General features: G+C 56.1%; 13 protein-coding genes. 12 read left to right on the forward strand and 1 reads right to left on the reverse strand.

Translation table 11 applies throughout. The features are described 5' to 3' along the window. The first annotated feature begins 13 nt into the window (after positions 1 to 13). The 7 genes from ACOTZF_RS00550 (at position 14) to ACOTZF_RS00580 (ending at position 8,318) form a co-directional block, all read left to right on the forward strand. Positions 14 to 2,278, forward strand: coding sequence for a ComEC family protein (locus ACOTZF_RS00550; protein ID WP_129252579.1), 2,265 nt, complete (start codon positions 14 to 16; stop codon positions 2,276 to 2,278). A 36-nt stretch (positions 2,279 to 2,314) separates the two neighbouring features. Then, positions 2,315 to 4,063, forward strand: coding sequence for a lipid A ABC transporter ATP-binding protein/permease MsbA (msbA, locus tag ACOTZF_RS00555; RefSeq protein ID WP_023621029.1), 1,749 nt, complete (start codon positions 2,315 to 2,317; stop codon positions 4,061 to 4,063). Continuing rightward, complete coding sequence (lpxK, locus tag ACOTZF_RS00560; RefSeq protein ID WP_038981307.1) at positions 4,060 to 5,037, forward strand: tetraacyldisaccharide 4'-kinase; 978 nt, start codon at positions 4,060 to 4,062, stop codon at positions 5,035 to 5,037. Before msbA ends, lpxK begins: the two co-directional genes overlap by 4 nt. 44 nt (positions 5,038 to 5,081) lie before the next feature. Further along, positions 5,082 to 6,311 carry a winged helix-turn-helix domain-containing protein gene (locus tag ACOTZF_RS00565; RefSeq protein WP_013097301.1) on the forward strand — a complete coding sequence of 410 codons (1,230 nt, stop codon included), beginning with the start codon at positions 5,082 to 5,084 and terminating at the stop codon, positions 6,309 to 6,311. A 45-nt stretch (positions 6,312 to 6,356) separates the two neighbouring features. After that, the gene (gene ycaR / locus ACOTZF_RS00570) at positions 6,357 to 6,539 is read left to right on the forward strand and encodes a protein YcaR (protein WP_013097300.1); all 183 of its coding nucleotides are present in this window, start codon (positions 6,357 to 6,359) and stop codon (positions 6,537 to 6,539) included. After that, the gene (kdsB, locus tag ACOTZF_RS00575; RefSeq protein ID WP_013097299.1) at positions 6,536 to 7,282 is read left to right on the forward strand and encodes a 3-deoxy-manno-octulosonate cytidylyltransferase; all 747 of its coding nucleotides are present in this window, start codon (positions 6,536 to 6,538) and stop codon (positions 7,280 to 7,282) included. Before ycaR ends, kdsB begins: the two co-directional genes overlap by 4 nt. A gap of 142 nt (positions 7,283 to 7,424) precedes the next feature. Next, positions 7,425 to 8,318: a YcbJ family phosphotransferase gene (locus tag ACOTZF_RS00580; protein WP_013097298.1), complete on the forward strand. Its 894-nt coding sequence runs from the start codon at positions 7,425 to 7,427 to the stop codon at positions 8,316 to 8,318. Here the strand turns inward: ACOTZF_RS00580 and elyC are convergent. Continuing rightward, positions 8,295 to 9,074, reverse strand: a complete 780-nt coding sequence (elyC, locus tag ACOTZF_RS00585; protein ID WP_062934908.1) for an envelope biogenesis factor ElyC — start codon at positions 9,072 to 9,074, stop codon at positions 8,295 to 8,297. The genes ACOTZF_RS00580 and elyC overlap by 24 nt on opposite strands. Before the next feature lie 124 nt (positions 9,075 to 9,198). On the opposite strand from elyC, the gene cmoM reads away from it, so the two are divergent. The 5 genes from cmoM to ldtD all read left to right on the forward strand — a co-directional run bounded on the left by cmoM (position 9,199) and on the right by ldtD (position 18,440). After that, positions 9,199 to 9,978 carry a tRNA uridine 5-oxyacetic acid(34) methyltransferase CmoM gene (gene cmoM, locus ACOTZF_RS00590; protein ID WP_013097296.1) on the forward strand — a complete coding sequence of 260 codons (780 nt, stop codon included), beginning with the start codon at positions 9,199 to 9,201 and terminating at the stop codon, positions 9,976 to 9,978. A 3-nt stretch (positions 9,979 to 9,981) separates the two neighbouring features. After that, the gene (mukF, locus tag ACOTZF_RS00595; protein ID WP_013097295.1) at positions 9,982 to 11,304 is read left to right on the forward strand and encodes a chromosome partition protein MukF; all 1,323 of its coding nucleotides are present in this window, start codon (positions 9,982 to 9,984) and stop codon (positions 11,302 to 11,304) included. Next, complete coding sequence (gene mukE / locus ACOTZF_RS00600) at positions 11,285 to 11,989, forward strand: chromosome partition protein MukE (protein WP_013097294.1); 705 nt, start codon at positions 11,285 to 11,287, stop codon at positions 11,987 to 11,989. Before mukF ends, mukE begins: the two co-directional genes overlap by 20 nt. Then, positions 11,989 to 16,437: a chromosome partition protein MukB gene (gene mukB / locus ACOTZF_RS00605; protein ID WP_062934907.1), complete on the forward strand. Its 4,449-nt coding sequence runs from the start codon at positions 11,989 to 11,991 to the stop codon at positions 16,435 to 16,437. The genes mukE and mukB overlap by 1 nt, the downstream gene beginning before the upstream one ends. A gap of 179 nt (positions 16,438 to 16,616) precedes the next feature. Further along, positions 16,617 to 18,440, forward strand: a complete 1,824-nt coding sequence (gene ldtD / locus ACOTZF_RS00610; RefSeq protein WP_038981304.1) for a L,D-transpeptidase — start codon at positions 16,617 to 16,619, stop codon at positions 18,438 to 18,440. The last annotated feature ends 51 nt before the right edge of the window (positions 18,441 to 18,491 follow it).

The raw sequence follows: 18,491 nt of genomic DNA on the forward strand, positions 1-18,491 counted from the left end.
CAGGGAGGTCGTAATGGGAATTCCCACACTAAGTCTGTGCGCCATTCTGGCGATAGTGCCGCTACTCTGGTTACCTGAACTACCTGCACGGCATACTTTATGGATCATGGTTGCCGGCGGGTTGGTGCTGGGCTTACAGCGAAGCATCAGTCTGAAGTGTATCGGTATGGGGTTGTTATTTTGCGCGTGGGGCATTCTGGCTGCGCAGGAAAGCGTCTGGCCGATGCAGCATTTAACCACCGGTGCAGTCAAGGCAGAGGTGGAGATCACCGCCACCGATGGCGCAACAGTCCATCAGGGTAAAATCGTTGCACTTAATGGCAAACGCTGGTGGGCATCGACGGGCATCGTGTTGTATGGCAATTACCTGCCGCAAAAGGGCTGCGCGGGTCAACGCTGGGCCATGACGCTCAGGCTAAGGCCTGTACATGGTGAACTGAACGACGGAGGATATGATCCTCAGCGAAATGCTTTTGCCCGGCATCAAACGTTGAGCGGACGTTTTACACGGGCAGAAATCATTGATGAACGCTGCAGCTTGCGTGCCCGCTATCTGTCATCGCTGCACGACACCCTTTCAGCCTATCGTTGGGGAGCGGTGATCCTGGGGCTGGGGATGGGCGAGCGCCTGGATGTGCCCCGGGAAATAAAAACACTGATGCGTGAAACCGGCACGTCGCATCTGATGGCGATCTCGGGTTTGCATATCACGCTGGCGGCTTCCATCATCTGGACGCTTGCCAGGGGTTTTCAGTTTTTATTGCCGTGTCAGTGGATCCGCTGGCAGATGCCTCTGCTTGCGGGACTGTTTTTTGCGGCCTTCTACGCATGGCTAACGGGTCTGCAGCCGCCTGCATTACGCACGGTCATCGCGCTTGCGGTGCTGGCCGCTCTGCGGATCGGCGCGCGTCAGTGGTCTGCATGGCAGATCTGGTGTAGCTGTATTGCAGCGATACTCATCGTTGATCCGCTGGCGGTGCTTTCTCAAAGCCTGGTGTTGTCAGCGTTTGCTGTCGCGGCGTTGATTTTCTGGTATCAGTGGCTGCCACTCCCCAGCTGGCGCTGGACTCGCCGGGTGCGACCCCTGGTAAATTTACTCTATCTGCAGGTTGGGATGTTGCTGCTGCTCCTGCCTTTGCAGGTGTTGATGTTCCATGGCTTCAGCGTCTCTTCGCTGGTAGCCAATCTCTTTGCCGTTCCGCTGGTGACCTTTATCTCGGTTCCGCTGATCCTGCTCGGTATGCTACTGCACCTGCTCCCGCTGGTCTCTCTGGAAACTGGCGTATGGTTTGCGGCAGATAAGTCCCTGGCCGGTTTGTTCTGGCTGCTGCAGCGTCTGCCTGATGGCTGGCAGGACGTCGATGAGCGCTGGCAGTACCTGACATTACTGCCCTGGCTGGCCATTATCGGCTGGCGTTTTCGCTCCTGGAAAAGCATGCCGGCGGTGTGTCTGACAGGAACTGTCGTGCTGGCATCCCCATTCATGCGAACGGAGAAAACCGATAGCTGGACGTTGCATATGCTGGATGTGGGGCAGGGGCTATCAATGGTTATTGAGCGGCAGGGTAAAGCGCTTCTATACGACACCGGTCCCGGCTGGCCTGGGGGAGACAGTGCGCAGCAGTTGATCATTCCGTGGTTACGCTGGCATCACCTGCAACCAGAGGGCGTTATTCTCAGTCACGAGCACCTGGACCATGCTGGTGGTCTGGCATCGCTGCAGGCGGCATGGCCCGGCTTATGGGTACGAAGCCCGCTGGGGTGGGCGCAGCATCTTTCCTGCTTTCGCGGGCAGCAGTGGAAATGGCAGGGGTTAACATTCACCGTCCACTGGCCACCGGCTGGATCCACTGCCCAGGGTAACAATCGCTCCTGCGTGGTTAAAATTGATGACGGTGAGCAGAGTGTTTTGCTGACAGGGGACATTGAAGCGCAAGCGGAACAGGCTATGCTTAGCCATTACTGGCGTTATCTGACGTCAACGGTGATACAGGTGCCGCACCATGGCAGTAATACCTCCTCATCGTTGCCGCTGGTACAACGGGTGGGAGGTGAAATCGCGCTGGATTCTGCGGCCCGTTACAATGCGTGGCGATTCCCGTCAGTGAAGGTGGTGAAGCGTTATCGAAAGGAGGGCTATGTCTGGCACGATACCCCTCATTCGGGCCAAATATCGGTGACGTTTTCGCAACATGCCTGGCAAATCCGACGGTTGCGGGAGCAATATTTACCGCGTTGGTATCATCAGTGGTTTGGCGCGCCCGTCGATAACGGGTAGAATATGCGGCTATTTCAACAGATGCTGGTTTTTTGAATGCATAACGACAAAGATCTCTCCACGTGGCAAACCTTCCGCCGACTCTGGCCGATGATTGCACCTTTTAAAGCAGGTTTAATCGTGGCGGGTATAGCGTTAGTTCTCAACGCAGCCAGCGATACTTTTATGTTATCGCTCCTCAAACCGTTACTGGATGACGGTTTTGGTAAAACGGATCGCTCAGTGTTGCTATGGATGCCTCTGGTGGTGATCGGACTGATGATCTTACGCGGTATCACCAGCTATATTTCCAGTTATTGCATCTCCTGGGTGTCAGGAAAAGTGGTCATGACAATGCGCCGTCGGCTGTTCAGCCACATGATGGGCATGCCGGTGGCCTTCTTTGACAAACAATCGACAGGTACGTTGTTGTCACGTATCACCTATGACTCAGAACAGGTGGCATCCTCTTCCTCCAGCGCACTGATTACCGTTGTGCGTGAAGGTGCGTCAATTATCGGTCTGTTCGTGATGATGTTCTATTATAGCTGGCAGCTGTCGCTGATCCTCATCGTGCTGGCTCCGGTTGTTTCTGTCGCGATCCGCGTCGTCTCAAAGCGTTTTCGCAATATCAGTAAGAATATGCAGAATACGATGGGGCAGGTGACCACCAGCGCTGAACAGATGCTGAAAGGACATAAAGAGGTGTTGATTTTCGGTGGGCAGGAGGTCGAAACAAAACGCTTCGATAAAGTCAGCAACAAAATGCGTCTGCAGGGGATGAAAATGGTCTCGGCCTCTTCAATCTCTGACCCCATTATTCAGCTGATTGCCTCTCTGGCTCTGGCATTCGTCCTGTATGCGGCGAGCTTCCCGAGCGTAATGGAAACGCTGACGGCGGGGACCATCACCGTTGTGTTCTCTTCCATGATTGCGCTGATGCGTCCGCTGAAGTCGCTGACCAACGTTAACGCCCAGTTCCAGCGCGGGATGGCAGCATGCCAGACGCTGTTCAGCATTCTGGATTCCGAGCAAGAGAAAGACGAAGGTACTCGCGTCATTGAGCGCGCAAAGGGCGATGTCGAATTCCGCAACGTGACCTTCACTTACCCTGGCCGTGAAGTTCCAGCATTACGTAACATCAATCTGACCATTCCGGCAGGCAAAACCGTTGCGCTGGTCGGCCGTTCTGGTTCGGGTAAATCGACGATTGCCAGCCTGATTACCCGTTTCTACGACATCGATCAGGGTGAAATTCTGTTAGACGGTTACGACCTGCGGGAATACACCCTGCAGTCGCTGCGTAACCAGGTTGCGCTGGTGTCTCAGAACGTGCATCTGTTCAACGATACTGTTGCGAACAACATTGCCTATGCGCGCACTGAAGAGTACAGCCGCGAGCAGATTGAAGAAGCCGCTCGCATGGCCTATGCCATGGACTTTATTAACAAGATGGACAACGGCCTGGATACCATCATCGGTGAGAATGGAGTTCTGCTCTCCGGTGGTCAACGCCAGCGTATCGCCATCGCCCGTGCATTGCTGCGTAACAGCCCTATTCTAATCCTCGACGAAGCAACCTCTGCTTTGGATACAGAATCTGAACGTGCAATTCAGTCTGCGCTAGATGAACTGCAAAAGAACCGTACATCACTGGTGATTGCGCACCGCCTGTCAACGATTGAACAGGCAGACGAAATCGTCGTTGTGGAGGATGGGGTCATTGTAGAACGCGGTAGCCATACCGATTTACTGGCACAGCGTGGTGTTTACGCTCAGCTCCATAAGATGCAGTTCGGCGAATGATTGCCCGTATCTGGTCCGGTGAGTCCCCGCTATGGCTGCTGCTTCTGCCGCTCTCCTGGCTGTATGGTCTGGTGAGCGGCATTATTCGTCTGCTTTACCGTCTGGGGCTAAAGCGGGCGTGGCGTGCGCCGGTGCCGGTTGTCGTGGTGGGCAACCTCACGGCAGGGGGGAACGGTAAAACCCCGGTGGTCATCTGGCTGGTTGAGCAACTGCAAAAGCGCGGCATCCGCCCCGGCGTGGTGTCGCGAGGTTACGGCGGCAAAGCGGCGCACTATCCACTGCTCCTGACGCCGGACACGACGACCGCCGAGGCGGGGGATGAGCCGGTATTGATTTATCAGCGTACTGGCGCGCCTGTCGCAGTCTCTCCGGTGCGTAGTGATGCTGTTAAGGCGTTGCTTGCCGAACGCGACGTGCAAATAATTATTACCGATGACGGTCTGCAGCATTACGCGCTGGCGCGTGATAAAGAGATCGTGGTCATTGATGGCGTCCGCCGTTTTGGCAACGGCTGGTGGCTGCCTGCAGGCCCCATGCGTGAACGCGCTTCGCGCCTGAAGTCCGTGGATGCGGTGATTGTTAACGGCGGTGCGGCACTGCCGGGGGAGATCCCGATGCAACTCCAGCCAGGCATGGCTATTAACCTGTTGACCGGTGAACGACAGGCCGTTTCCCGGCTACCCGCGCTGGTCGCGATGGCAGGTATTGGTCATCCTCCGCGTTTCTTCGCAACGCTGGAACAGTGTGGTGCCCGCCTTGATAAACGTGTTCCGCTGGCCGATCACCAGGCGCTGGTGGCGGAGCAGGTAGACGCGTTGACAACATCCGGTCAGACATTAATCATGACCGAAAAAGATGCGGTGAAATGCCGCGCTTTTGCGAAAGAAAACTGGTGGTATCTGCCGGTTGACGCTGAACTCAGCGGCGAGCAGCCGGAACACTTGCTCCAGGAACTGATTGCGTTGGTGCATTAAGAGCTTACGCGGTTCTGGTGGCGCTTTGACTGACAGGAAAACGCATGTCTTTACCGCAACTCTCGCTTTCAGCCGCACGTAACTTGCACCTTGCCGCGCAAGGACTTCTTAAAAAGCCCCGTCGCCGCGCGCAGCCTGCCGATATCCTCACTACCGTGCAACGCATGTCGTTGTTGCAAATCGACACCATCAACATTGTGGCTCGTAGCCCCTACCTGGTGCTGTTCAGCCGGCTGGGCAATTATCCGCCTCAGTGGCTCGATGATGCGCTCAGCAAGGGAGAGCTGATGGAATACTGGGCACATGAAGCCTGTTTCCTGCCCCGCAGCGATTTTGCCCTGGTTCGCCATCGTATGCTTGCCCCGGAAAAAATGGGCTGGAAATACCGGCAGGCGTGGATGCACGAGCATGCGGCTGAAATTGAGCAGCTCATTGCCCATATCGCGGAAAAGGGGCCAGTACGTTCCGCGGATTTTGAACATCCGCGAAAAGGGGCAAGCGGCTGGTGGGAATGGAAACCGCACAAGCGTCATCTGGAAGGGTTGTTTACATCAGGCAAGGTGATGGTAGTCGAGCGGCGTAATTTTCAACGGGTGTACGACCTGACGCAGCGGGTGATGCCTCACTGGGACGACGAGCGCGACCTGCTCACACAGGAGGCAGCCGAAGCCGTCATGCTTGAAAACAGCGCCCGCAGTCTGGGTATTTTCCGTCCGCAATGGCTGGCCGATTATTACCGTCTCCGACAGCCCACGCTGAAACCGTTGCTGGATAACTGGCAGCGCGAGCAGCGGGTTATCCCGGTCTCTGTAGAGAGGTTGGGCGATATGTGGCTGCATGTGGATTTACTCCCGCTACTGCCACAAGCTGAAGCAGGTAAACTTCAGGCAACCCATAGCGCGGTGCTGTCACCTTTTGATCCGGTGGTCTGGGACAGAAAACGGGCCGAGCAGCTGTTTGATTTCAGCTACCGGCTGGAGTGCTACACTCCCGCGCCAAAGCGCCAGTACGGTTACTTTGTTTTGCCCCTGCTGCACAAGGGACAACTGGTAGGGCGCATGGATGCCAAAATGCACCGTAAAACCGGCACGCTAGAGGTCATTGCGCTGTATCTGGAAGAGGGCGTCAGGATAACCGCGACCCTGGAAAAAGGGTTAACATCCGCCATCAATGATTTCGCCTGCTGGCAGAAGGCCTGCGAAGTGACGCTGGGCCGCGTGCCTGACGGACTCTTTACATCCTGTCGAAGTGGCTGGGAAACAGGCACGCCCTGAAAAGGGAATGTGATAAGCTTTAGCGATTACCCATACGGAGGAACTATGGATCACCGTTTACTTGAAATTATTGCCTGCCCGGTGTGCAACGGCAAACTCTACTATAGCCAGGACAAACAAGAGCTGATTTGCAAACCGGACAGCCTGGCTTTCCCGCTGCGTGACGGTATTCCGGTACTGCTGGAAAACGAAGCCCGTTCCCTGGTGGCTGAAGAGAGCAAACCATGAGCTTTGTCGTCATTATTCCTGCCCGTTACGCCTCAACGCGTCTGCCGGGTAAGCCGCTGGTAGATATCAACGGCAAGCCAATGATTGTGCATGTCCTTGAACGCGCCCGTGAGTCCGGCGCTGACCGTATTATCGTGGCCACCGATCATCCTGATGTTGCGCGTGCGGTTGAAGCCGCAGGCGGGGAAGTATGCATGACCCGTGCCGATCACCAGTCTGGTACTGAACGTCTGGCTGAAGTGGTTGAGAAATGCGCATTCAGCGACGATACGGTAATCGTTAACGTGCAGGGCGACGAACCGATGATCCCGGCGGCGATTATTCGTCAGGTGGCGGAAAACCTGGCGCAGCGTCAGGTTGGCATGGCAACTCTCGCGGTACCTATCCACCACGCGGAAGAAGCGTTCAACCCGAACGCGGTGAAGGTTGTGACGGATGCGGAGGGCTATGCGCTTTATTTCTCCCGTGCCACCATCCCGTGGGATCGCGATCGCTTTGCGGTGTCCAAAGAGACCATTGGCGATACCTTCCTGCGCCATATTGGCATCTACGGCTATCGCGCTGGCTTTATTCGCCGGTATGTAACCTGGACACCGAGTCCGCTGGAGCATATTGAAATGCTGGAACAGCTTCGTGTGCTCTGGTACGGCGAAAAGATCCACGTTGCCGTCGCCGAAGAGGTGCCTGGTACAGGCGTAGACACCCCAGAAGATCTTGAGCGCGTTCGCGCTGAATTGCGTTAATCCTTGCGGCATCCCTCTTTTGGGAGGGATGCACTCCGCCGTTTATTTTCTCTTATCTTTTCCATAATTGATCTCCGCAGGGTGACATCTGCGTCCTGCGCGCTCATTATAAAAGCAGTAGTCTTAATGGGGGTAATCTCATATGGAACAGCTGCGTGCCGAACTGAGTCACCTGCTTGGCGAGAAGTTAAGCCGGGTGGAATGTGTAAGTGAAAAGGCAGATACCGCGCTCTGGTCGTTGTACGACAGTCAGGGAAACCCAATGCCGCTGATGGCCCGAAGCTTTACCTCGCCGGGTGTGGCCAGGCAGCTCGCCTGGAAAATTTCAATGCTCGCGCGGCAAGGAACCGTGCGTATGCCGACGGTTTACGGAGTGATGACGCATGAAGAGCACCCCGGTCCGGATGTTCTGCTGATTGAGCGTTTACGCGGAGTATCCGTTGAAGCCCCGGCGCGTACACCGGAGCGCTGGGAACAGCTGAAAGACCAGATTGTGGAGGCTCTGCTGGCCTGGCACCGGCAGGATAGCCGTGGTCTTGTGGGACCCGTCGACAGCACTCAGGAAAATCTTTGGCCGCTGTGGTATCGCCAGCGGGTGGAGGTGCTGTGGGGAACGCTTAATCAGTTCAACAACACCGGCTTGACCATGCAGGATAAACGTATCCTGTTCCGCACCCGGGAGTGTTTACCGGCGCTGTTTGAGGGCTTTAACGACAACTGCGTGTTGATACACGGTAATTTTACCCTGCGTAGCATGCTTAAAGATTCTCGTAGCGATCAGCTTCTGGCGATGCTGGGGCCAGGGGTCATGCTGTGGGCTCCACGCGAGTATGACCTGTTCAGGCTCAGCGATAGCGCGGCCGCTGAAGGCTTGCTGTGGCACTATCTGCAGCGCGCGCCCGTTGCGGAGGCGTTTCTCTGGCGGCGCTGGCTTTATTTATTGTGGGATGAAGTGGCGCAGCTGGTGAATACCGGACGTTTCAACCGCGCCAACTTTGACCTTGCGACAAAATCACTCCTGCCCTGGCTCGCCTGAGGAGCCTTTCAGCCACTGCCAGATGCGTCCCAGCGTCTCATAGCCGACGCGATCGCTATGCATCAACCACATCGGGGACGGGATCACCCGTTCCCATGGGTTTAGCGGGGCGTTAATGGCCATCTGGTTCGCCGGCGCGGGAAGCGGGTGCAGTCCTTGTTTTTCGAAGAAAATCATTGCCCTTGGCAGATGCGAAGCAGATGTAACCAGTAAGAACGGAACATCGCCAATAGCCTGTTTCACCGCCGCGGCTTCTTCTTCGGTATCTTTCGGACTGTCCAGCGTGATAATAGCGGAGCGCGGAACGCCGAGGGATTCTGCCACCCTGGCGCCGGCTTCAGCCGTGCTGACCGGGTTGGTTTTGGCTGGCGCGCCAGTGAAGATCATTTTCGATCCCGGATTAGCCAGCCACAGGCGAATACCTTCGTTCAGGCGCGGCAGGCTGTTATTGATCAGGTTAGAGCTGGGGGCCCAGTTTGGATCCCAGGTATACCCGCCGCCCAGCACCACGATGTAGTCCACTTTCTGGTTTCCTTGCCAGGTTGGGTAGGTGTTTTCGATGGGACGTAACAGTTTGTCTGCAACGGGTTGCAGGCTCAGCAGCAGCAGTACCAGCCAGCCGAAGGTGATCAGCGTTTTGCCACTTTTCTGAAAGCGACTAAACCACACCAGCCCCAGCCCCAGCGCGATGATGAGCAGCAGTAGCGGAAGGGGAAGCATCATGCCTCCAATGTATTTCTTCAGGGTAAAAAGCATCCTTTTTGGTTCCTTTTTTAACCATATAGCAGGCGAATGCCCGTGATATTACACCAGAGAGGTTCATTCTCCGCGCGGGTGTGACAGAATAGCGGTTTTGCAGTTAGCGAGTGGAACTCTCCCAATGCGGGATCGCAATTTTGATGACATCGCGGAAAAGTTTTCGCGCAACATATACGGCACCACAAAAGGGCAGTTACGTCAGACGATCCTCTGGCAGGATCTGGACACCATTCTGGCCACGTATGGCGGTCAAACGTTGCGCGTGCTTGACGCCGGAGGCGGTGAAGGGCAGACGGCCATAAAAATGGCTGAGCGCGGTCATCACGTCACACTTTGCGATCTTTCTGCTGAGATGGTTGCGCGTGCCACGCGTGCAGCAGAGGAGAAAGGTGTGAGCGACAACATGCATTTTGTACAATGCGCCGCTCAGGACATCGCACAGCATTTGGAAACCCAGGTTGATCTGATATTGTTTCATGCGGTGCTGGAATGGGTAGCCGATCCGTTAAGCGTGTTACAAACTCTGTGGTCGATGCTACGCCCGGGCGGTACGCTGTCGCTGATGTTCTACAATGCTAACGGCTTCCTGATGCACAACATGGTTGCGGGCAACTTCGACTATGTTCAGGTCGGAATGCCGAAAAAGAAAAAGCGCACGCTTTCCCCGGACTATCCGCGCGATCCCCAGCAGGTTTACGGCTGGCTGGAAGAGATTGGCTGGCAGATAACCGGGAAGACGGGCGTCAGGGTGTTTCATGATTATCTGCGTGAAAAACACAAACAGCGTGACTGTTTTGACACCTTAACAGAATTAGAAACGCGGTATTGCCGTCAGGAACCGTTTATCAGTCTTGGCCGCTATATTCACGTCACCGCGCACAAGCCGCAGATGCAAGGATAACCTATGAGTGAATTTTCCCAGACAGTCCCCGAACTGGTTGCCTGGGCCAGGAAAAATGATTTCTCCATCTCGCTGCCGGTAGACAGACTCTCTTTCCTGCTGGCGGTTGCCACGCTGAACGGCGAACGGCTCGATGGCGAAATGAGCGAGGGTGAACTGGTGGATGCGTTCCGCCATGTGAGTGATGCGTTTGAGCAAACCAGCGAAACCATTAGCGTGCGTGCCAACAACGCAATCAACGATATGGTGCGTCAACGTCTGCTGAACCGCTTTACCAGCGAGCAGGCGGAAGGTAACGCCATTTATCGACTGACGCCACTGGGCATCGGCATTACCGATTACTACATCCGCCAGCGTGAGTTTTCCACGCTGCGTCTTTCCATGCAGCTCTCCATTGTGGCGGGTGAACTCAAGCGTGCAGCCGATGCTGCGGATGAAAACGGTGATGAATTCCACTGGCACCGTAACGTCTACGCGCCGCTGAAATATTCGGTAGCGGAGATTTTTGACAGTATCGATCTGACCCAGCGTCTGATGGACGAACAGCAGCAGCAGGTGAAAGATGATATCGCGCAATTGCTGAATAAAGACTGGCGTGCGGCCATCTCCAGCTGTGAGTTGCTGCTGTCGGAAACCTCCGGCACGCTGCGTGAACTGCAGGATACGCTGGAAGCCGCTGGCGATAAGCTCCAGGCCAACCTGCTGCGCATTCAGGATGCGACCATGGCACATGACGATCTGCATTTTATCGACCGTCTGGTCTTTGATTTGCAGAGCAAGCTCGATCGCATCATTAGCTGGGGCCAGCAATCGATTGACCTGTGGATCGGTTACGATCGTCATGTACATAAATTTATCCGTACCGCCATCGATATGGATAAAAACCGCGTCTTTGCTCAGCGTCTGCGTCAGTCTGTTCAAACCTACTTCGATGCGCCGTGGGCGCTAACCTACGCCAATGCCGATCGTCTGCTCGATATGCGTGACGAAGAGATGGCGTTGCGTGATGAAGAGGTAACCGGTGAGCTGCCACCGGATCTGGAGTACGAAGAATTCAACGAAATTCGTGAGCAACTTGCGGCCATGATCGAAGAACAGCTCGCTGTCTACAAAACCAGACAGGTACCGCTGGATCTTGGTCTCGTGGTGCGCGACTATCTGGCGCAATATCCTCGCGCGCGCCACTTCGACGTTGCCCGCATTGTGGTAGACCAGGCGGTTCGCCTGGGTATCGCGCAAGCAGATTTCACCGGACTGCCGCCGAAGTGGCAGCCGATTAACGATTACGGAGCCAAGGTACAGGCGCATGTCATTGACAAATATTGAACAAGTGATGCCATTAAAGCTGGCACAGGCGCTGGCGAATCCGTTATTTCCGGCGCTGGACAGCCAGCTGCGTGCCGGTCGTCATATTGGCCTCGACGAGCTGGATAATCACGCCTTTTTGATGGACTTCCAGGAGTATCTGGAAGAGTTTTACGCACGCTATAATGTTGAGCTTATCCGCGCGCCGGAAGGTTTCTTCTACCTGCGTCCGCGTTCCACCACGCTTATTCCGCGCTCCGTGCTCTCCGAGCTGGATATGATGGTCGGCAAAATTCTGTGCTACCTCTACCTCAGCCCGGAACGTCTGGCAAATGAAGGGATCTTCACCCAGCAGGAGCTTTACGATGAGCTGTTGACGTTGGCAGACGAAAGCAAGCTGCTGAAGCTTGTGAACAACCGTTCTACGGGGTCGGATCTCGATCGTCAGAAATTGCAGGAAAAAGTTCGCTCTTCTCTGAACCGTCTGCGTCGTCTGGGGATGGTCTGGTTTATGGGCCACGACAGCAGCAAATTCCGCATTACGGAATCTGTTTTCCGCTTCGGTGCCGACGTGCGTGCGGGCGACGACGCGCGTGAAGCGCAGCTTCGCATGATCCGCGACGGTGAGGCGATGCCGGTGGAAAACCATTTGCAGCTCAATGACGAGCCTGAAGACAATCAGCCGGATAGCGGGGAGGAAGAGTAATGATTGAACGCGGTAAATTTCGCTCACTAACGCTGATTAACTGGAACGGCTTTTTTGCCCGAACCTTTGATCTCGATGAGCTGGTGACAACGCTCTCCGGCGGTAACGGTGCGGGTAAATCCACCACCATGGCGGCCTTTGTGACGGCGCTGATCCCTGATTTGACGCTGCTGCACTTCCGTAACACCACCGAAGCGGGCGCGACAAGCGGCTCCCGCGATAAAGGCCTGCACGGTAAGCTCAAAGCTGGCGTCTGTTATTCGGTGCTGGATGTGATCAACTCCCGTCACCAGCGAGTGGTGGTGGGCGTGCGTCTGCAGCAGGTCGCCGGTCGCGATCGAAAAGTGGATATCAAACCGTTCGCGATTCAGGGGCTGCCAACCTCAATGCAGCCAACGGCGCTGCTGACGGAAACGCTCAATGAGCGTCAGGCGCGCGTACTGACGCTGCAGGAGCTGAAAGACAAGCTCGAAGCTATCGAAGGCGTGCAGTTCAAGCAGTTCAACTCGATTACCGATTACCACTCCCTGATGTTCGATCTGGGCGTGGTGGCGCGTCGTCTGCGTACTGCATCCGACCGCAGCAAATATTACCGTCTGATTGAAGCCTCCCTGTACGGCGGGATCTCCAGCGCCATTACCCGCTCCCTGCGCGACTACCTGTTGCCGGAAAACAGCGGCGTGCGTAAGGCCTTCCAGGACATGGAAGCCGCGCTGCGTGAAAACCGCATGACGCTGGAAGCGATTCGCGTTACCCAGTCTGACCGCGATCTGTTTAAACACCTGATCAGTGAAGCCACCAACTATGTGGCGGCGGATTATATGCGTCACGCCAACGAGCGTCGCGTGCATCTCGATCAGGCATTAGAGTACCGCCGCGAGCTGTTCACCTCCCGTAAACAGCTGGTGGCCGAGCAGTATAAGCACGTTGAAATGGCCCGTGAACTGGGCGAACACAACGGGGCTGAAGGCGATCTGGAAGCCGATTATCAGGCCGCCAGCGATCACCTGAACCTGGTTCAGACCGCGCTGCGCCAGCAGGAAAAAATCGAGCGCTACGAAGCCGATCTCGATGAACTGCAAATTCGTCTCGAAGAGCAAAACGAAGTGGTGGCCGAAGCCGCCGACATGCAGGAAGAGAACGAAGCGCGTGCCGAAGCCGCCGAACTGGAAGTGGATGAGCTGAAAAGCCAGCTCGCCGATTACCAGCAGGCGCTGGACGTACAGCAGACGCGAGCGATTCAGTACAACCAGGCCCTGCAGGCATTGCAGCGTGCGAAAGAGCTATGCCATCTGCCTGACCTGACGCCGGACAGCGCCGATGAATGGCTGGACACCTTCCAGGCGAAAGAGCAGGAAGCCACGGAAAAACTGCTCTCCCTGGAACAGAAAATGAGCGTCGCGCAGACCGCGCACAGCCAGTTTGAACAAGCTTATCAGCTGGTGGTGGCGATTAACGGCCCGCTGGCGCGAAACGAAGCGTGGGACGTAGCTCGCGAGTTGCTGCGCGACGGCGTCAACCAGCGTCATCTGGCCGAGCAAGTGCAACCGCTGCGTATGCGTCTGAACGAGCTGGAACAGCGTCTGCGCGAGCAGCAGGAGGCCGAGCGTCTGCTGGCCGAGTTCTGTAAGCGTCAGGGTAAACATTACGATATTGACGATCTCGAGGCTCTGCACCAGGAGCTTGAAGCCCGTATCGCCGCCCTTTCCGATACAGTATCCAGCGCCAGCGAACAGCGGATGACGCTGCGTCAGGAGCTGGAGCAGCTTCAGTCCCGCTCGCAGACGCTGTTGCAACGCGCACCCGTCTGGCTGGCGGCGCAAAGCAGCCTGAACCAGCTCAGCGAACAGTGCGGTGAAACGTTCGAATCCAGCCAGGAAGTGACCGAATATCTGCAACAGCTGCTTGAGCGCGAGCGCGAGGCGATTGTTGAGCGTGATGAAGTTGGCGCGCGCAAGCGCGAGGTTGACGAAGAGATTGAACGCTTAAGCCAGCCGGGCGGTGCGGAAGATGCACGCCTGAATACGCTGGCGGAGCGTTTCGGTGGCGTACTGCTGTCAGAAATTTATGATGACGTGGGCCTGGACGATGCGCCGTACTTCTCCGCGCTGTATGGCCCGTCGCGTAACGCGATTGTGGTGCCGGATCTGTCTCTGATTGCCGAACAGCTCGAAGGGCTGGAAGATTGCCCGGAAGATCTCTATCTGATCGAAGGGGATCCGCAGTCGTTCGATGACAGCGTGTTCAGCGTTGACGAGCTGGAAAAAGCGGTAGTGGTGAAAATCGCTGACCGTCAGTGGCGTTACTCGCGCTTCCCGGAACTTCCTCTGTTTGGCCGCGCCGCGCGTGAAAGTCGTATTGAGAGCCTGCACGCTGAGCGTGAAACACTGTCTGAACGTTTTGCGACGTTGTCGTTTGACGTGCAGAAAACCCAGCGCCTGCATCAGGCATTTAGCCGCTTTATCGGTAGCCATCTGGGAGTGGCCTTTGAGGCTGACCCGGAAGCGGAAATTCGCAAGCTTAACACCCGCCGTGGCGAGCTTGAGCGCGCGATTGCCAGCCATGAAAATGACAACCAGCAGAGCCGCGTTCAGTTTGAACAGGCGAAAGAGGGCGTTGCTGCCCTGAACCGCATTCTGCCGCGTCTGAATCTGCTGGCGGACGATACGCTGGCTGACCGTGTGGATGAAATCCAGGAACGTCTGGATGAAGCGCAGGAAGCCGCACGCTTCGTGCAGCAACACGGTAATCAGCTGGCGAAGCTGGAGCCGGTCGTTTCGGTGCTTCAGAGCGATCCAGAGCAGTTTGAGCAGCTAAAAGAAGATTATGCCTGGTCCCAGCAGGTGCAGCGTGAAGCACGCCAGCAGGCGTTTGCCCTGACGGAAGTGGTGCAGCGTCGCGCTCACTTCGGCTACTCTGACTCGGCAGAAATGCTGAGCGGTAACAGCGATCTGAACGAGAAATTACGCCAGCGCCTTGAGCAGGCTGAAGCGGAACGTACGCGTGCCCGTGAAGCGATGCGTAGCCACGCGGCCCAGTTGAACCAGTACAACCAGGTTCTGGCCTCGCTAAAAAGCTCCTTTGATACCAAGAAAGAGCTGTTAAACGATCTGCAAAAAGAGCTGCAGGATATCGGCGTCCGTGCCGACAGCGGGGCAGAAGAGCGGGCGCGTGTTCGTCGTGATGAGCTGCACAGCCAGCTCAGCAATAACCGCGCGCGTCGTAATCAGCTGGAAAAAGCGCTGACCTTCTGTGAAGCGGAGATGGATAACCTGACCCGCCGCCTGCGCAAGCTGGAGCGCGACTATCACGAAATGCGCGAGCAGGTGGTATCTGCGAAGGCAGGCTGGTGCGCGGTGATGCGCATGGTGAAAGACAATAATGTTGAACGCCGTCTGCATCGTCGTGAACTGGCGTACCTCTCTGCTGATGAACTGCGATCGATGTCGGATAAGGCGTTGGGTGCGCTGCGTCTGGCGGTGGCCGATAACGAACATCTGCGCGATGTGCTGCGTATGTCTGAAGATCCGAAGCGTCCTGAGCGTAAAATTCAGTTCTTCGTGGCGGTATACCAGCATCTGCGTGAGCGTATTCGTCAGGACATCATCCGTACCGACGATCCGGTCGAAGCCATTGAACAGATGGAAATTGAACTGGGGCGCCTGACGGAAGAGCTGACCTCCCGTGAGCAGAAGCTGGCTATCAGCTCCCGTAGCGTGGCGAACATCATCCGCAAGACCATTCAGCGCGAGCAGAACCGTATTCGCCAGCTGAACCAGGGTCTGCAGAGCGTATCGTTTGGTCAGGTGAACAGCGTACGTCTGAATGTAAACGTCCGTGAAGCGCACTCTACGCTGCTGGATGTGCTCTCTGAGCAGCATGAACAGCATCAGGATCTGTTTAACAGCAACCGTCTGACCTTCTCCGAAGCGCTGGCGAAGCTGTATCAGCGTCTGAATCCGCAGATTGATATGGGGCAACGTACGCCGCAAACCATCGGTGAAGAGCTGCTGGACTACCGTAACTACCTGGAGATGGAAGTTGAGGTTAACCGTGGTTCAGACGGCTGGCTGCGTGCGGAATCCGGCGCACTGTCGACCGGTGAAGCTATCGGTACCGGGATGTCGATTCTGGTGATGGTCGTACAGAGCTGGGAAGATGAAGCGCGTCGTCTGCGCGGCAAAGATATTTCCCCATGCCGTCTGCTGTTCCTTGATGAGGCAGCGCGTCTGGATGCCCGCTCCATCGCCACGCTGTTTGAGCTCTGCGAACGTCTGGATATGCAGCTCATCATTGCGGCACCGGAAAATATTAGTCCGGAAAAAGGCACAACCTATAAACTGGTGCGTAAAGTGTTCCAGAACAGCGAGCACGTTCACGTTGTAGGCCTGCGTGGCTTTGCTCCTCAGCCGCCGGAGTCCTTACCGGGCACAGCAGACGCCTCCTGAGGCGTGTTGTTACAAAGCGCGGCGCATTCGCGCCGCTTTTTTTTACGCTTAACTTATGCTTACGGCTGCGTTATCTTTAAACTTCTTTACATAAGGTAAGGCAACTGCGTTTGTGCCTTCCTATAATGAATAAAAGCCCCAGTGTGATGGGCATGTCGTGAGAAAACAGGGGGCAAGGGATGTTGCTAAAGAAAAATCGTGGTCATCAGCTGTCAGCGTTGAGTTTGTGTCTGGCGGTGATGTTTGCTCCACTGTTAAGCGCTCAGGCCGATGAGCCTGAAGTTGTACCGTCAGACAGTTCCGCGACGATGGGTGCGCAGCCGACGTCGCTGTCACAACCGCTGGATCAATCTCCGGCGACGGCCATTTTAGCGGGTATCAGACCGCTACCCGAAGGTATCGACACCGGCGCGCTCCGCCAGCAGCTTCTTACCGGGCTTCCTGCAGGATACACGCCTGCTTACATTAACCAGCTTACGCTGCTTTATGCCGCGCGTGATATGAAGCCGATGTGGGAAAACCGGGACGCCGTGCGCGCTTTTCAGCAGCAGCTGGCGGAAGTCGCCATTGCAGGTTTTCAGCCGCAATTCACCACCTGGGTTGAGCTCCTCACCGATCCAGCCTTTACCGGTCAGGCGCGTGATGTGGTGCTGTCTGATGCCATGATGGGCTACCTCCAGTTCGTGGCGGGCATTCCGGTCAATGGCAACCGCTGGTTATACAGTCAAAAACCGTACAAGCTGGCGACGCCGGCGCTGTCGGTCATTAACCAGTGGCAACTGGCGCTGGATAACGGTGACCTGCCGCGCTTTATCGCAAGCCTGGCACCGGCCCATCCGCAGTATGCCACCATGCATCAGTCGCTGCTTGAGCTGGTTGCGGATTCCCGCCCGTGGCCTCAGGTGCGTGGCACAACCACGCTTCGTCCGGGACAGTGGAGCAGCGATGTCCCGGCGATCCGCGAAATTATGAAACGCTCCGGCATTCTCGAAAGCGGTCCTAAGATTGCGCTGCCCGGCGACGATACGCAAAGCGCGGTCGTCAGCCCGTCGGCCCCGGTAAAAGAGAAAAAGGCCGTTGCACAGAGCAACAAACCCGCCGCCTACGATCGCGAACTGGTCGCGGCGGTTAAGCAGTTCCAGGCCGCGCAGGGGCTGGGCGCAGACGGAGTGATCGGTCCATCCACCCGCGACTGGCTGAACGTCTCGCCTGCCCAGCGTGCTGGGGTGCTGGCGCTGAATATCCAGCGTTTACGTCTTCTGCCGGGAACACTGTCTACCGGGATTATGGTGAATATTCCAGCGTATTCGCTGGTTTATTATCAGAACGGTAGCGAAGTGCTGGCGTCGCGCGTGATTGTCGGACGTCCTGACCGTAAAACGCCGATGATGAGCAGTGCCCTGAATAACGTAGTGGTAAACCCGCCGTGGAACGTGCCGCCGACGCTGGCGCGCAAGGATATTCTGCCTAAGGTCTGGAACGATCCTGGCTATCTGGAGCGTCATAACTATACGGTGATCCGCGGCTGGAACAGCAAAGAGACGATCGATCCGTGGATGGTTGACTGGTCAACAATTACGCCGTCGAACCTGCCATTCCGTTTCCAGCAGGCACCGGGTGCGCATAACTCGCTGGGGCGCTATAAATTCAACATGCCAAGTTCGGACGCTATCTATCTGCATGATACGCCGAACCATAACCTGTTCCAGAAAGATGCCCGCGCGCTCAGCTCAGGCTGCGTTCGTGTGAATAAGGCATCGGAACTGGCGAATATGCTGTTGCAGGATGCGGGCTGGAACGACACGCGGATTTCCGATGCCCTCAAGCAGGGGGACACCCGTTACGTTAACATTCGACACAATATACCGGTCAATCTTTACTATCTGACGGCGTTTGTTGGTGAAGATGGACGTACCCAGTATCGTACAGATATTTACAATTATGATCTCACGGCGCGATCCGGCGCACAAATTTTGCCAAAAGCTGAACAATTAATCAGGTAAATGAAGCAGTTCGGGAAAATAGGTTGTCGTAAGTTAGGGCAAATACGTGGC

Origin of the sequence: Enterobacter cloacae complex sp. SHL021, from assembly GCF_049237765.1 — a bacterium.
Lineage (GTDB): Bacteria > Pseudomonadota > Gammaproteobacteria > Enterobacterales > Enterobacteriaceae > Enterobacter > Enterobacter cloacae.